This window comes from Thiobacillus sp., from assembly GCA_024235835.1.
Lineage (GTDB): Bacteria > Pseudomonadota > Gammaproteobacteria > Burkholderiales > Thiobacillaceae > PFJX01.
In genome coordinates, this window is the sequence record JACKLQ010000001.1 from 1392501 (window position 1) to 1407190 (window position 14690).

Annotated in this window: 12 protein-coding genes; 5 read left to right on the forward strand and 7 right to left on the reverse strand. The window is 67.3% G+C overall.

Annotated elements, in window-relative coordinates:
* The first annotated feature begins 126 nt into the window (after positions 1-126).
* A complete protein-coding gene (locus H6935_06885; GenBank protein ID MCP5278071.1) occupies positions 127-1221 on the forward strand; it encodes a hypothetical protein in 1095 nt (364 codons plus the stop codon).
* Between the two features lie 41 nt (positions 1222-1262).
* Here the strand turns inward: H6935_06885 and H6935_06890 are convergent, their stop codons facing one another.
* Positions 1263-2417 (reverse strand): hypothetical protein, encoded by a 1155-nt coding sequence (locus H6935_06890; protein ID MCP5278072.1) that lies wholly within the window; start codon positions 2415-2417, stop codon positions 1263-1265.
* A gap of 16 nt (positions 2418-2433) precedes the next feature.
* On the opposite strand from H6935_06890, the gene hrpA reads away from it, so the two are divergent.
* The 4 genes from hrpA (at position 2434) to H6935_06910 (ending at position 10132) form a co-directional block, all read left to right on the forward strand.
* A complete protein-coding gene (hrpA, locus tag H6935_06895) occupies positions 2434-6417 on the forward strand; it encodes an ATP-dependent RNA helicase HrpA (GenBank protein ID MCP5278073.1) in 3984 nt (1327 codons plus the stop codon).
* Between the two features lie 68 nt (positions 6418-6485).
* Positions 6486-8102 carry a HAMP domain-containing protein gene (locus tag H6935_06900; GenBank protein ID MCP5278074.1) on the forward strand — a complete coding sequence of 539 codons (1617 nt, stop codon included), beginning with the start codon at positions 6486-6488 and terminating at the stop codon, positions 8100-8102.
* Between the two features lie 71 nt (positions 8103-8173).
* Positions 8174-9778: an NAD+ synthase gene (locus H6935_06905; protein ID MCP5278075.1), complete on the forward strand. Its 1605-nt coding sequence runs from the start codon at positions 8174-8176 to the stop codon at positions 9776-9778.
* 15 nt (positions 9779-9793) lie between these two features.
* The gene (locus tag H6935_06910; protein MCP5278076.1) at positions 9794-10132 is read left to right on the forward strand and encodes a P-II family nitrogen regulator; all 339 of its coding nucleotides are present in this window, start codon (positions 9794-9796) and stop codon (positions 10130-10132) included.
* 25 nt (positions 10133-10157) lie between these two features.
* Here the strand turns inward: H6935_06910 and H6935_06915 are convergent, their stop codons facing one another.
* The 6 genes from H6935_06915 to H6935_06940 form a co-directional block, all read right to left on the reverse strand.
* Positions 10158-10595: a hypothetical protein gene (locus tag H6935_06915; GenBank protein ID MCP5278077.1), complete on the reverse strand. Its 438-nt coding sequence runs from the start codon at positions 10593-10595 to the stop codon at positions 10158-10160.
* On the reverse strand, positions 10592-11062 hold the full coding sequence (locus H6935_06920) for a DUF302 domain-containing protein (protein ID MCP5278078.1): 471 nt from the start codon (positions 11060-11062) through the stop codon (positions 10592-10594). The genes H6935_06915 and H6935_06920 overlap by 4 nt, the downstream gene beginning before the upstream one ends.
* A 110-nt stretch (positions 11063-11172) precedes the next feature.
* Complete coding sequence (locus H6935_06925; protein ID MCP5278079.1) at positions 11173-12042, reverse strand: EamA family transporter; 870 nt, start codon at positions 12040-12042, stop codon at positions 11173-11175.
* A gap of 80 nt (positions 12043-12122) precedes the next feature.
* Positions 12123-12896: a TatD family hydrolase gene (locus H6935_06930; GenBank protein MCP5278080.1), complete on the reverse strand. Its 774-nt coding sequence runs from the start codon at positions 12894-12896 to the stop codon at positions 12123-12125.
* Between the two features lie 9 nt (positions 12897-12905).
* Positions 12906-14114, reverse strand: a complete 1209-nt coding sequence (locus tag H6935_06935; protein MCP5278081.1) for a cation:proton antiporter — start codon at positions 14112-14114, stop codon at positions 12906-12908.
* Position 14115: 1 nt separating this feature from the next.
* Positions 14116-14613 (reverse strand): MarR family transcriptional regulator, encoded by a 498-nt coding sequence (locus H6935_06940; protein ID MCP5278082.1) that lies wholly within the window; start codon positions 14611-14613, stop codon positions 14116-14118.
* Positions 14614-14690 lie beyond the last annotated feature (77 nt).

The window sequence follows — 14690 nt, forward strand, 5'->3', positions numbered from 1 at the left end:
AGTCCGATCTTCACCCATCCAGTCATCGCCTCGATACACAGAAATCCAAAAAAAATCCTCGTCAATCCAACACGTTACGACGTCGACTGTTCTAGAATTAGTCTATCGTTCCGAAAAGAACAGGGCATGCCCAGCTTCATCCCGACCGAGATCGGCCAGCATCTGCTCGACGCTCCACTCCCCCATGACCTGTACAACCAGCAGGGGGTACTGGTGGTGCGGGGCGGCAGCGTCATCTCCGATCCCGCCCGGCTGGAACAGCTCCGGGCCCTGCGCCTGTACCGGCCAAGCGAGATGGATGATGCCATCCAGGCCCCGCCTTACCAGGCCCTGCAACAGATGGCCCGCAAGTACGAGGCCCTGCTGGCCACCCCCCACGACCTGGATATCCCGTCCCTGCAAGCCCTGGCGGAGGCCCTGCGCCAGTTGGTGCAGGGGCATCCCGAGCTCTGCATCGGCATGTCCAACCTGCTGGACATGCCCAGCCTGGCCCGCCGCCACTCCTTCCACGTGGCCACCGTCGGCCTGCTGCTGGCCCGGGAATTGGGCATGTCGGAAGCCGCCCAGCAGACCGTCGCCTGCGCTGCCCTCACCATGAACCTGAGCAGCCACGATCTCCAGGACCGGCTATCCCTGTCCTCCCGCAAACCCGACGCGGCGGAAGGCACCCAATTGCGCATGCATGCCTGGCACAGCGCCGAGTCCCTGGCCAGGATGGGCGTGAAGGATGCCCGCTGGATGCTGGCGGTGAGCCAGCACCACGAGAACATGGATGGCAGCGGCTATCCCTTCGGCATCGTCGGCCCGGCCATCACCCTGGAAGCCCGCGTCCTGCGCACGGCAGACGTCTGGTGCGCCTTCCTCAGCCATCGCCACAACCGCACCTGCCGCTACCCCCGCCAGGCCCTGCGGGAACTGTTCCGCCGCGAACGGAGCAAACTGGACGACGCCACCATGCTGGCCCTGCGCCGGGCCATGGGCTACTACCCTCCCGGCACCGTGGTGCGCCTGGCCAACCGGGAAACCGCCCTGGTCACCCGCTGGTTCGACCGACGCACCCGCCCCGCCCAGGTGGTAAGCCTGCTGCGCCCCACCGGCAACGCGGTTGCCCACCACCAGGTACGGGATACCACGCGCCCCGACTACGCCATCCGCGACTACACCTACCTGCCCCTGTTCCACTCCCCCCTGGACTGGCCCAAGGTCTGGGCGGCCAGCTAGCCGCCTCCCGGACGGCTTCATGCGGGGCGGACTCAACGTCCTCAGCCATCCGGCCCATACACGAAGTAAAGCCCCAGCCGATCCAGCATACCTTCCCCCACGGTACCCTCCCGGGGCAGCAGCCTGACCTCCAGCCACAACAGGTCCACCCTGCCTGACGGCAGTTTCAGGGGCACGGACCGGGCCACCGTCTGGCCCGGCACCGCCTCCAGGGTGGCCAGGGTGGGATCCGCGGGTTGCCCGGGACAGGCATGATCCCGGCCAAGACGGGCCAAGGGCCCCCGGGCGCCCCGGGCCAGGTCCGCCAGGGCCTCGTTCCAGGGCCCCCGGGGCCCGCAATAGGTATGGAGCCGGGCCTGGGCCGTCAGGGCACCCTCCGCGCCGCCCAGCTTCAGGCCCAGGTGCAGGACGCCTTCCTCCAGCAGGGTCGGGGCCTCGGCCACCAGTTGGCCCCGGGCCTCGAAGGGCAGCCGACCATCCCGGCCGTATTGCCTGTCCCAGAGGAAGCCCTCCAGGAACCATTGGAGTCCCAGCCCGCCCCCCGAGGCCTGGCCGGCGGGGTCCTCGGCCCTGACGCCATAGCCGGTGATCATGCCCCGGTCGCCCAGCACCTCCGCCTCCGCCTGGGCCAGGGCCTCCAGGACGTCGCCCTGGGGTGCCACGGCCAGGGCCCGGCTTTGGCGCCATGGCGTGGGCATGACATGGAAGCCGGCGCCGGCCACCAGTTGGTGCACCGCCTGGGGCAAGGTCCCGGTCTTGGGCGGCGCGAACACCAGCAGGCTGTAGGCCCGGGCCTCGTGCACCGTGGCCAGGTGGAACACCACCCCGTCTCCCGTGCTGGCAGGCCGGCGGCAACTCAGCCAGCGGACGCCGCCCTGGCCCTTGGGTTCGGCGTCGATCCAGCCCACGGCCGCCTGCTTGCCATAGAGGGCGGACCATTTCCGGGTCAGGTTGCGGTAGAAGGTGTCCGCATCGGACTTGATGAGGGGCGGCTCCCGGGGCACCAGCACCTGCAGGGCCACCCCCTCCGGCACCGGCCAGGACAGCACCAGGGCATCGTCTTCCTGTTCCTGCCGGGGCGTGCCCCGCTGCCAGGCAGGATCCGGGCTAAGGCTCAGGTCCAGCACGCGCATGGGCTCCGCCCGGGCAGAACAACTCATGCTCACCACCACCACGGCCCACCAGAAAAGTTTCATGCTAGTTTCCTGCCCCATGCCAGATGCCAACGCCCCCAACGTCCATAACGAAACTAACGTCCCCCAAACCAGCGCGACGATACCCCACCTGGACTTTCCCGAGCACCTGCCCGTGTCTGCCCGGAGGGAAGACATCGCCGCCGCCCTGGCCGCCCATCAGGTGGTCATCGTGTGCGGCGAGACCGGCTCGGGCAAGACCACCCAGCTGCCCAAGATCGCCCTGGCAGCGGGCCGGGGGCGTATCGGCGAGTCGGCGGTGAAAGGCGGCATGGTGGGCATGACCCAGCCCCGGCGCATAGCCGCCAAGACCGTGGCCCAACGCATCGCCCAGGAAACCCGCAGCGAGCTGGGGGGCCTGGTGGGCTGGCAGGTGCGATTCACCGACCAGGTGAGCGACCGGTCACGGATAAAAGTCATGACCGACGGCATCCTCCTGGCGGAAACCCAGTCGGACCCGGAATTCCGCGCCTACGACACCCTGATCCTGGACGAGGCCCACGAGCGCAGCCTGAACATCGACTTCCTCCTGGGCTACCTGAAGACCCTGCTGCCCCGGCGGCCGGAGCTGAAGCTCGTCATCTCCTCCGCCACGCTTGAGGCGGACCGTTTCTCCGCCTATTTCAACGGCGCACCAGTGGTGGAGGTGTCGGGGCGCACCTATCCGGTGGAGATGCGCTACCGGCCTGTGGAAGTGAAGGGGGAAGGGGGAAGGGGGAAGGGTGGGAGCGATGTCGGCTCCGCTCCACCTGCTCCACCTACTCCGGAAGAACCTGATTTCTCCACCGGCCTGCTTCATGCCGTGGATGAACTGGCCGCCGAGGGGCCCGGCGACATCCTGGTGTTCCTGCCGGGAGAGCGGGAGATTCGCGAGGCCATGGAGGACCTGCGCAAACACCATCCGCCGCAGACGGAAATCCTGCCCCTGTTCGCCCGCCTGTCGGTGAGCGAGCAGGAAAAGGTATTCGCCTCCCATCCTGGCCGGCGCATCGTCCTGGCCACCAACGTGGCGGAGACCTCCCTCACGGTGCCGGGCATCCGCTTCGTGGTGGATGCGGGCCTGGCCCGGGTGAAGCGCTATTCCATCCGCAACAAGATCGAACAGCTGAAGATCGAGAAGGTGTCCCAGGCCTCCGCCAACCAGCGGGCGGGCCGTTGCGGCCGGGTGGCGGAGGGCATCTGCATCCGCCTCTACGACGAGCAGGAATTCCAGTCCCGCCCCCGCTACACCACGCCGGAACTGCTGCGCTCCTCCCTGGCGGGCGTGATCCTGCGCATGAAGTCCCTGGGTCTGCCGGAGATCGACGCCTTTCCCTTCCTGGACGCCCCCGAGCCCAAGCGGGTGCGGGATGGCCAGCAGCTATTGACGGAACTGGGCGGCCTGGACGAGAACCACCGTCTCACCGCCGTCGGCAAGCAGCTGGCCCACCTGCCCGTGGACCCCCGCATCGGGCGCATGCTCATCGCCGCCAAGGAAAAGGCCGTCCTGCACGAGGCCCTGGTCATCGCCTCATTCCTCTCGGTGCAGGACCCCCGGGAACGCCCCCTGGAGGCCCAGCAGGCTGCGGACGAGCGGCATCAACGCTTCGCCGACCCCAATTCAGACTTCTTCTCAATCCTCAGGCTGTGGCACTACCTGGACCACCTGAACACCCACCGAAAGAGCCAGAAAAAGCTGCGAGAAACCCTGAAGAAGGAATACATCTCCCCCAACCGGGTACGGGAATGGCGGGACGTGTACGGCCAGTTGACGGTGCAGGTGAAGGAGTTGGGGTGGAAGGTGGAAGTAAAGGGGGAAGGGTTAAGGGTTAAGGGTGAGGAAGACTCCGCGCACCCCACTTCTACCCTTCCCCCATCCCCCTTCCCCCTTGACATCTATGCCCCCCTACACCAGGCCTTGATGACCGGCCTCCTGGGCAACCTGGGCATGCTCACGGAGGACGGTGTCTACCTGGGGGCCCGGGATATGAAGTTCCTGCCCTTTCCTGGTTCCGGCGTGAAGAAGAAACCCAAGTGGCTCATGGCGGCGGAGATCGTGGAAACGCGGCGGGTCTATGCGAGGACCATTGCAAAAATTGAGCCCGAGTGGATCGAGCACCAGGCCCGCCACCTCCTCAAGGTGAGCTACAGCGACCCCCACTGGGCCAAGAAACCGGCCCACGTGGCGGCGGCCATGCGGGCCACCCTATACGGCCTGCCTGTGGTAAACGGCCGCGCCGTGCACTACGGCCCCATCGATCCGAAGCTGTCCCGGGAAATCTTCATCCGCGCCGCCCTGGTCCAGGGGGAGTGGGACAATCGCGCCCCCTTCTTCCAGCACAACCGCCGCCTGTTCGACGAGATCGAAGACCTGGCCCAGCGCACCCGCAACGCCCGCCTGGAAGTGGACGAGCAGGCGGTGTACGACTTCTTCGACGCCCTGGTGCCGGCAGGCATCCACAACGGCGCCGCTTTCGAGAAGTGGCGCCGGGAGATGGAGAAAGTCCAGCCCAGACGTCTGTTCCTGTCCCGGGAAGCCCTCTTGGGCCCGCAGACCCCAGCCCAGGCCCGGGACTTCCCGCCCCATCTGGACCACCACGGCAGCCGCTTCAACCTGAGCTACCGTTTCGAGCCCGGCGCGGCGGACGACGGCGTCACACTTCAAGTACCTCTCGCCGCTCTCAACCAGGTGCCCGCCACCGCCTGCGAATGGCTGGTGCCCGGTCTGCTGGAGGAAAAGATCGCCGCCCTCCTCAAGGGCCTGCCCCAGGGCATCCGTCGCAACTTCGTGCCCGTGCCCGAATTCGCAAGAGCTGCGGCGGAGGCGTTGGGGAGTGGGAATTGGGAAGTGGGAAGTGGGAAAAACGGGGGTACCCCGACTCCCCACTCCCCACTTCCCACTCTCCAGGATGCCTTGGCTGTCTTCCTGGCCAGGCGCACGGGCCAGGCCGTGCCCCGGGACGCGTGGCGTCCCGAGTCCCTGCCCAACCACCTGCGCATGAACTTCCGCATCCAGGACGAGAAAGGCCGCACCGTGGCAGAAGGCCGGGACCTGACGGAACTACGCCGGCAACTGGGCTTGCAGGCCAGCCAGGCCATGGCCCGCACCACCTCCGCCGCCCCCACCGCCTTCGAGCGGGAGTCCGTGACCCGGTGGGATTTCGGCGACCTGCCTGAATCCGTTCCCCTCCCGATGCCTGGCAAGGGCGGCAACCTGAGTGCCTTTCCCGCCCTGCGCATGACGCCTGCCGGCAGCGTGAGCCTGGGCCTGGCGGACAGCCCTGCCAATGCTCGGACCGACCACCGCCTGGGCACGGCCCGGCTCATCTGGCTGGCCTTTCCCGACCTGCTGAAGCAGACGGAAAGGGACCTGGCGAGCCGCCTGAAACCCGCCTGCCTGCAGTACGGCCTGCTGTTCAAGGGTGCCCAGTGCGAGGCCCTGGTGCGTGACGCGACGGTGGCCGCCGCCTTGGCCTGCATGGGCGGACCAGGGCCCATCCGTACCGAAGCGGCCTTTCGCGCCGCCTGCGAGGCCGCACGCCCGCGCCTGCAAGGGACCGTCCAGGAACTGGCCCGGATCACCCTGGATTGCCTGGCGACGGCCCACCGTATCGGCCAGGCCCTGGACAAGGCGCCCTGCGGTTGCAGGAACGCCGTGGCGGATCTGAGGGCCCAGCTGGGCGGCCTGGTCTTTCCCGGTTTCCTGGCAAGGCATCCCCCTTCCCGCCTGCCCCAACTGCCCCGCTACCTGAAGGCCATGGAACTGCGCCTGGGCAAGCTGCCCCACCACCTGGCCCGGGACCAGGGCAGCATGAACGAGATGGCACCGCTGCTGGCGGCATGGCGCCAGCGCGAAGAAGCCCTTGCGGGCCGGGCAGGCCAGGACCGCACCGACGAGGCCCTGGAGGATTTCCGCTGGCTGCTGGAGGAACTGCGGGTGGGTCTGTTCGCCCAGGAACTGAAGACCCCCATGCCCGTTTCCGTGAAGCGGCTGGAGAAGCGATGGCGTGAAATAACCCAGTGAACACCTAAAGTTCCACGCCTCAAAGCCGATATTGGCCGAAAGTTATAGACGACACTGGAGATGACCCAATGAGCCTGCGCCAATGCACCGGCACGGTGGCCTCGAAGATCATGGCGTTGACCGCATTCCTGTTCCTGGTGATGCTGATCGTCTCCCTCATCTACAGCTTCTTTGCCCAACGGCGCATTGCCGAGGAATTCGCCACCCAGCAGACCAAGACCGTGGCGGACAGCTACTTCGACGGTCTCAACAAGCTCATGCTCACAGGCGGCATGGGGGAGCGGGAGAAGCTCCACACGGAGATCGTCGCGACGCCCAACGTGGTTGCAGCCCACGTGACCCGTGGCGAGGGAGTATCCAAGCAGTACGGCCCGGGCCTCCCTGGCGAAGCCGCGGAAGGCGATCTGGACCTGCGGGCCCTGGCGGGGGAGGAGCAAGCCACCATCGAGCAGACCGACCGGGGACGCCGCCTGGTGGTGGCCCGTCCCTACAAGGCCACGGAGAACACCCGGGGGGTCAATTGCATGGGTTGCCACGCGGTGGAGCCGGGCACCGTCCTGGGCGTCATCCGCGTGCACTACGACCTGGGCCCCGCCGACGCCCAGATACGCAACGCCGCCCTCATCAATTCCGGCCTCTACGTGGGCCTCTTCGCCCTGGGCATGATCCTCATGCAGGGCGCCCTCAAGCGCATCATCTCCAGGCCCATCAACCAGTTGGCCGGCACCATGACCCGCATCGAGCAGGAGTCGGACTTGACCCTGCGAGTGCCCGTCAGCGGCAAGGACGAGATCGCCTGCGCCGGCAAGGCCTTCAACGCCATGCTGGAGCGTTTCGCCGGCACCCTCAGGCAGGTGGGCCAGGCCACCCACAACCTGAACGAGGTGGCGGGCCAGATGGTGACGGTCTCCACCCGCACGGAACGGGGCGTGGCCAACCAGCTCTCCGACACGGAACACCTGGCCAGCACCCTGCGGCAGCTGGCCAGCACCGTGCAGGAAGTGGCCCACAACACCCGGGAGGCGGCCGGGGCGGCCCACCAGGCAGACCAGCAGGCCAAGGACGGCGCCAGCACCGCCACCATGGCCCTGTCCGCCATTTCCGCCATGTCCGAGCAACTGGAGCAGGCGGTGCGCGTGATCCAGGTGCTGGACACCGACAGCCGGGACATCGGCAAGGTCATCGGCCTGATCCGGGAGATCGCCGAGCAGACCAACCTGCTGGCCCTCAACGCCGCCATCGAAGCGGCCCGGGCCGGCGAACAGGGCCGGGGCTTCGCCGTGGTGGCCGACGAGGTGCGCACCCTGGCCCAGCGTACCCAGGCCGCCACGGAAGAGATCGAGACCATCATCGTCAAGGTCCAGGGCCGGGCCAAGGACGCGGTGGACACCATCCAGACCGCGGAGCAGAAGACCACCTTCAGCGTGGACAGCGTGGAAGCCAGCGCCGAGGCCCTGGCCACCATCTCCGGCTCGGTGGGCGTCATCACCCGCATGAACAACCAGATCGCCGTCAGCTCCGGCGAGCAAAGCACCGTGGCGGAGAACATCAGCCACAAGATCGGCGACATCGCCGCCGTGGCCCGCCAGGCCGCGGGCGATGCCCGGGACAGCCACCATGCCAGCGAGAAACTCGCAACCCTGGCCACGGAGCTGGAGAACCTGGTGCGGCAGTTCCGTACCTGAACCCTGGCTTGTCGCCGTTTCGGCTGCGGGCGCCGTAGGCGGCGAGGCGTGCCGTCCGTAGAATAGCGGCCATGAAAATCGCCCTTGCCCAGATGAATGCCACGGTCGGTGACCTGGAAGGCAATGCCGCGCGCTTGGTGGAGATGGCCTTCCAGGCCCTCAAGGCGGGGGCCACTCTCATGCTCACCCCGGAACTGGCCCTGTGCGGCTACCCGCCGGAAGACCTGGCCCTGCGTCCGGACTTCTACGACGAGAACGCCCGGGTGCTCCAGGACCTGGCCACCCGCCTGCCCGCCGGCTTCTGCATGGTGCTGGGCCACCCCCTCATGGAGGACGGCGCCCGCTACAACGCCGCGTCGGTGATCCACGACGGCTGCGTCGCCGCCACCTACCGCAAGTACCGCCTGCCCAACTACGCCGTATTCGACGAGGTGCGCACCTTCCGTGCCGGCGAGAACGCCTGCGTGTTCGAGTGGGAGGGCATCCGGTTCGGCGTCAACATCTGCGAGGACATCTGGGACGGCGAGGCCCCGGCCAGGGCCAAGGCCGCCGGCGCCCAGGTCCTGCTGGTGCTCAACGCCTCCCCCTTCCACCTGGAGAAGGTGGGCCAGCGCCACGAGGTGGCCCGGGTCCAGGTCAAGCGCCACGAGCTGCCCATCATTTATGCCAACCTGGTGGGGGGCCAGGACGAACTGGTGTTCGACGGCGCCTCCTTCGCCCTGGATGTCCAGGGCCAGGTGGTGGCCCAGACCCCCCTGTTCCAGGAGGGCCTTTATATGGTGGAAGTGGAAGGCGACCGCCTCCACGGCGGCGTGACCCCCCTGCCTCCCCTGGAGGCGGCCGTGTACCAGGCCCTGGTGCTGGGGGTGCGCGACTACGTGGCCAAGAACGGCTTCCCCGGCGCCCTGCTGGGCCTCTCCGGCGGCATCGATTCCGCCCTGACCCTGGTGGTGGCCGTGGACGCCCTGGGGGCGGACAAGGTCCAGGCGGTGATGATGCCCTCCCAGTTCACCGCCGGCATCAGCCTGGAGGACGCGGAGGTTCTGGCCCAGAACCTGGGGGTACGCTACGACGTACAGCCCATCAAGCGCATGTACGACGCCTTCATGGAGGAACTGTCGGACGAATTCGACGACCTGCCCTTCGACCAGACCGAGGAGAACATCCAGGCCCGGATCCGCGGCGTGCTGCTGATGGCCCTGTCCAACAAGTTCGGTTCCCTGGTGCTCACCACGGGCAACAAGAGCGAGATGGCCAGCGGCTACGCCACCCTCTACGGCGACATGGCCGGCGGCCTGGCGGTGCTGAAGGACGTGTCCAAGACCCTGGTGTGGCGCCTGGCCCGCTACCGCAACACCCTCTCCCCGGTGATCCCCGAACGCATCATCACCCGCCCCCCCAGCGCCGAACTGCGGGCCAACCAGTGCGACCAGGACAGCCTGCCCCCCTACGAGGTGCTGGACGCCATCCTGGCCCGCTACGTGGAACAGGACATGGCGCCCCGGGATATCATTGCGGCGGGCTTCCGCGCCGAGGACGTGGCCCAGGTGGTGCGCCTCATCGACCGGGCGGAATACAAGCGGCGCCAGTCGCCCCCGGGCATCCGCATCACCCCCAGGGGGTTCGGCCGGGACCGCCGCTACCCCATCACGAACCGTTACAAAGCCCCCTTCTAGACCACAGGAGACGCCATGAAGAAGATCGAAGCCATCATCAAGCCCTTCAAGCTGGACGAGGTGCGCGAAGCCCTTTCCGCCCTGGGTGTCAGCGGCCTTACCGTCACCGAGGTGAAAGGTTTTGGCCGCCAGAAGGGCCATACCGAGCTATATCGCGGCGCGGAATACGTGGTGGATTTCCTACCCAAGGTGAAAGTGGAGATGGTGGTGGCGGACAACATGGTGGAAGCCGCCCTGGACGCCATCGTCAAGTCCGCCCGCACGGGCAAGATCGGCGACGGCAAGATCTTCGTCACCGCCGTGGAGCAGGTGATCCGCATCCGTACCGGGGAATCCGGCGAAGCGGCTGTCTGAGCCTCTCTCGGTGCCGCGGCCTGCCCTACTGGCCGGCGAAGTCCCGCAGCACTTCCCCCAATTCCACTTCCCAGGCCCGGAGCAGTTGCAGGCCCGGGGAGTCCTTGAATTCCTCCTTCCAGGGGGCCAGGTCGTCGCTCATGACCACCACCTGATCCCCCCGCTGCACCAGGCTCAGGCGCAGGGGCAGCAGGTTCAGCAGGCGGGAGTCCGCCGCCTCGGCCCAGCGCACGGCGGTCTCGCTGCCGATGAAGGCGATGCGCACATGGGGGTTGTCGAAGCCCCGCTTCACCAGGGCGGAATCGATGGGCTGCACCTTCACCAGCTGCATGCCGTGGTTCATGGCAGCCAAGGTCAGGTCGTCCATGGCCTGGCGCATGTCCACGTTCTTGCTGGCCATGAGGGGCGCCGCCACCACGGGGCCGGCCGCCAGCAGGCAAAGGCAAAGAAAAATCCGTCTCACAGGGCCGCCTCTTCAAGAATGGCCAGGTAGTCCGCCTTCAGTTGCAGGCAATCCAGGTGCAGCAGGGGATTGCCCAGGGACTCGGACACCCAGGCCGGGTTCACCACCACCAATTCCACTCCGGCCGGTGTTTCCAGCAGGGTGACGCGGCAGGGCAGGAACTGGGCCGCCCGCACGTCGATGGCCAGGGCCCGGTTCATCTTGGCGAAATTGCAGAAATAGACGATGTACGCCGACCCGGCCTCCCAGCCCTGGGGCACGAGGCGGCTGTCGATGGCCTGCTCCCGCACGAAGGTGTAGTTGTGGCTGGCGATGGCGTTTTTCACGTCCTGGATGGCCTGCTCCATGGTCTTGCCCGGCAGGGACTGGGTAAGCATGGCCTGCTCGGGTTCGGCCCGGGCCTGGCCCACCAGCCCCAGGCCGGCCAGCAGCCAGAGCAGCAACAGATGACGCACAAGAAATCGCATTACATTCTCCGCAGAGTGACGGCTACCAACTTGTCAGGACTGCATTACGAAAGGAACACTCCCCACCTTCATCCTGGCAATGGCCATGCCACGGTTGCACTGGCGCCACATCAGCCCACGATGAGGGCAACCCCCAGCACCATCAGGACGGCGGCGCCCAGATGCTGGCGCAGGCGCTCTTCCCGGAACACCCAGGCCCCCAGGACGATGCCGAACAGCACCGAGGTGCGCTTCACCGCGATCATATAAGCCGTGCCCGCCTGGGCCAGGGCCAGGAAATGGGTGATCACCATGAAGGCCAGCAATCCCGCCACCAGCCAGGCGTGGGGCCCTGCACTCAGGGCACCTGCCACTGCCCCGGGCGCTCTCAGGCCGTAGTAGAGGAAGGCGCACACCCCCAGGACGATGAAATAGAGGGCGCCGAACTCGGCCCCGTCCATGTAGCCCACCGCGCCCTTGCCCAGGGCGGCCGTCACGGCATAGATCGCCGCCACCACCAGCATCAGGCGGGCGCCCCGCTGCACCAGCATGGCGCGAAAGGGCAGCAGCCAGGTGCGGGGATGCCAGCCCGCGTGCTCCAGGTTCAGGCCCCAGGCCCCCGCCGCCACCAGCAGGATGCCGGCCAGGCCAGGCCCGGAGACAGTCTCGCCCAGCAGGACCCAGCCCGTGAGAATGGCGAACACCGGGGTGAAGGCCATGTAGGGCAGGGTCTGGGACAGGGGGCTCCCGCGGATGGCCCTGGTGTAAAGGGCCATGGCCAGGATTTCCAGGGGCATGGCTGCCAGCACCCAGACCCAGAAGCGCCAGGGCAATCCGGTCAGGTCGATCCAGAGGAGGGCGGGAAGCAGCACCACACCCGGCAGGCCGGAGCGCACCAGGGTCAGGGTGTCAGGCGTGAGATGGGGCAGCCAGCGCTTGCTGGCGGTATCCGCCAGGGCCAGGGCCAGGGCGCAGAGCAGGGCCAGGAATATCCAGGACATGGATTTGGGGTGAGCGGGTGAGCGGGTGAGCGGGGGATGGGGGATGGGCAGAAGTCCAGCCCTTGGCCAGTCCTCGCTGCTCAGTCCCCGCTACTCAGCCCCAACACCGCCCGGGCGCTGGCGCTGGTCACCCGCGCCACTTCCTCCACCTCAATGCCCCGCAATTCGGCCAGGGTGGCGGCGATGCGGGCCAGCTCGCCGGGCTCGTTGCGGCCCTTGCCCACCCATTCGGGGGGGATGTCCGGGGAATCGGTCTCCAGGACGATGGCTTCCAGGGGCAGGGTAGTGGCCAGCAGGCGCAGGTGGGTGCCCCGCTGCCAGGTGAAGGCCCCGCCGAAGCCCAGCCTGAAGCCCAGGGCCATGAAGGCATCCGCCTGCTGGCGGCTGCCGTTGAAGGCATGGGCGATGCCGCCCTTCACCTTGAAGCGGCGCAACTGCTTGAGGATCTGGTCGTTGGCCCGGCGGCAATGGAGCAGCACCGGCAGGTCATACTCTCTGGCGATGCGCAGCTGCTCCACGTAGTAATGCTCCTGGGTGGGCAGATCCAGGCCGGGGGCGAACAGGTCCAGGCCGATCTCGCCGATGGCCACGGGACGCCAGGCCTCGATCTGCTCCCGCAGGGCCTGCAGATCCCTTTCCTGATGCACGTGGATGTACATGGGATGCAGACCCCAGGCCGGCATGCAGCCAGGGTAGCGCAGGCAGCAGGCGGCCACGTCATCGAAATTGGCCCGGGTGACGGCGGGCACTACCTGCACCCTGACCCCCTCCGCCTGGGCCCGGTCGTAGACCGCGTCCCGGTCCGGGTCGAACTCCCCCGCATCCAGGTGGCTGTGGGTGTCGATGAGCTTCATGGCCATGCCTCAGTGGGACACGTCCGCGTCCGGGTTCACCTCGCCGCTGCGCTTGAGGGCGTACTCGGTGGCGATGGGCCCGATGGTCTCCAGAATGGCGATGGCCCCCAGGACGATGGCGGTGAGGGTGGTGGCGAACTGGGGGTACATGGCTGCGGTGCTCTGGGTCAGGCCGATGGCCATGCCCGCCATGGGCAGCAGGGTCAGGCTGGCCAGACCGGCCTTTTCCAGGGGCAACCCGGTGCGCACCAGCATCAGGGCCCCCAGGGTCTTGCCGGCGAAGCGGGCCACCACGAAGCCCACGGCGGCCCAGCCCGCCGTCATCAGGTCGTGTACATGGAGTCTGGCCCCCGCCACCACGAACAGGATGACGAAGAACAACTGGCCCCCATGGCCGAAGTCCACATCCATCAGTGCCTTTCGCCGGTCCATGTGGCGAGCGAAGGCCCCCACCGCCAGAAGGGTGAGCAGCTGGGAGGCCCCAAGGGCCTTGGCCAGGCCGATGCCCCCGACGATGACACCGATGAGGAGCGCGAACTGGAGACCTTCGCTTTCGCCCACCAGGCGGGCCAGCCACAACAGGATCCTGGCCAGGCACCAGGCCAGGAGCACGGACATGGAGAGCTTGTACACGGGCTGCAGCAGCACCGTGTCCCAGTCTGCCGCCTGAGCATAGTGCAGGAAAGGGAGCAAGGCCGTGTAAGCCAGGAAGGAAAGGATGTTGTTGAGGGCCACAAGCATGAGGGTGCGGTCCGTGAGAGGTCCGCTGGCATCCAGTTCCTTCACCACCATGAGCACCACGGCGGGGGAGGAGGAGATGCCGATGGCCGCCGCCAGGGCGGCGGGCAGGGGGTCGATACCCAGGGTGTGGAGCACGCCGAACACCAGGGCGAAGGACAGGGTGGACTCCAGCAGGGAGGCCCCCAGCAGCCCCTTGGCGCGAAAGGCCAGGGGCAGGTTGAGGAGGTGGCCCAGCTGGAAAAGGATGAGGCCCAGGGCCAGATCCACGAAAAGCTGGGACATGTCCAGCATGGCGGGGGTCAGCAACCCCAGCACGCTGGGCCCCAGGATGAAACCCGTGACGATGAAACCGGTGATGCGGGGCAGGATCCCGGTACGGTGGGCCAGGTGCCCCCCCGCAACGCCGATGAGGATCAGGGCGCCGAACAGGAGGAAGCCATTCAGTTCCGGCGGCCAGGCTGGCAGGTAAGCCGGCAAATTACAGCTCCGAGAGGGGACGCTGGGCGTCCTTGGAATTGGTCAGGTCCATGAAGCCGATGAGGGTGTCCAGATCCTGGCTCAGCCTGGCCAGGGTCTCCGGCGGCAGTTGGGCCAGGGCGTGGGGCAGCACGCCGGTGAAGGGTTTGGGGGCGGCGGCCAGAGCAGCCTCCCCCGCCTCGGTGAGGAACAGGCGCACCACGCGCTGGTCCTGGGTGCCCCGCTCCCGCCGGATCAGTCCACTCTTCTCGATCTTGTCCAGCAGGTTGCTGGCAGTGGAGGCGTGGATGGAAAGGGCCTCGGCCAGTTCCGTCACCCGCAGGCCCGGCGACTCCTCCAGGGTGGCCAGGACCCAGACCTGGGCGCCTGACACGCCACAGGCCTTCTCCACTTCACGAAAGTGCTGGCGGATGGCGCCGACAATGATGCGGAACTTGCCCAGGGCCGCATGAGCGGGATTGTCGTTGTCCGGGCTGGCCTTGCGAGTCTTCTCTCGGATCTGGCTCACGGTGGTCACCTTATGTCTGCACAAGAATGGTTTTGATCAATACTAATTTGGCACATACAATTTAAGCC

Excerpts from the sequence above, each read along its gene's own strand:
- H6935_06885 (MCP5278071.1), top strand. The coding sequence starts at position 127 with ATGCCCAGCTTCATCCCGACCGAGATCGGCCAGCATCTGCTCGACGCT.
- H6935_06890 (MCP5278072.1), bottom strand. The coding sequence starts at position 2,417 with ATGAAACTTTTCTGGTGGGCCGTGGTGGTGGTGAGCATGAGTTGTTCT.
- hrpA (MCP5278073.1), top strand. The coding sequence starts at position 2,434 with ATGCCAGATGCCAACGCCCCCAACGTCCATAACGAAACTAACGTCCCC.
- H6935_06900 (MCP5278074.1), top strand. The coding sequence starts at position 6,486 with ATGAGCCTGCGCCAATGCACCGGCACGGTGGCCTCGAAGATCATGGCG.
- H6935_06905 (MCP5278075.1), top strand. The coding sequence starts at position 8,174 with ATGAAAATCGCCCTTGCCCAGATGAATGCCACGGTCGGTGACCTGGAA.
- H6935_06910 (MCP5278076.1), top strand. The coding sequence starts at position 9,794 with ATGAAGAAGATCGAAGCCATCATCAAGCCCTTCAAGCTGGACGAGGTG.
- H6935_06920 (MCP5278078.1), bottom strand. The coding sequence starts at position 11,062 with ATGCGATTTCTTGTGCGTCATCTGTTGCTGCTCTGGCTGCTGGCCGGC.
- H6935_06925 (MCP5278079.1), bottom strand. The coding sequence starts at position 12,042 with ATGTCCTGGATATTCCTGGCCCTGCTCTGCGCCCTGGCCCTGGCCCTG.
- H6935_06930 (MCP5278080.1), bottom strand. The coding sequence starts at position 12,896 with ATGAAGCTCATCGACACCCACAGCCACCTGGATGCGGGGGAGTTCGAC.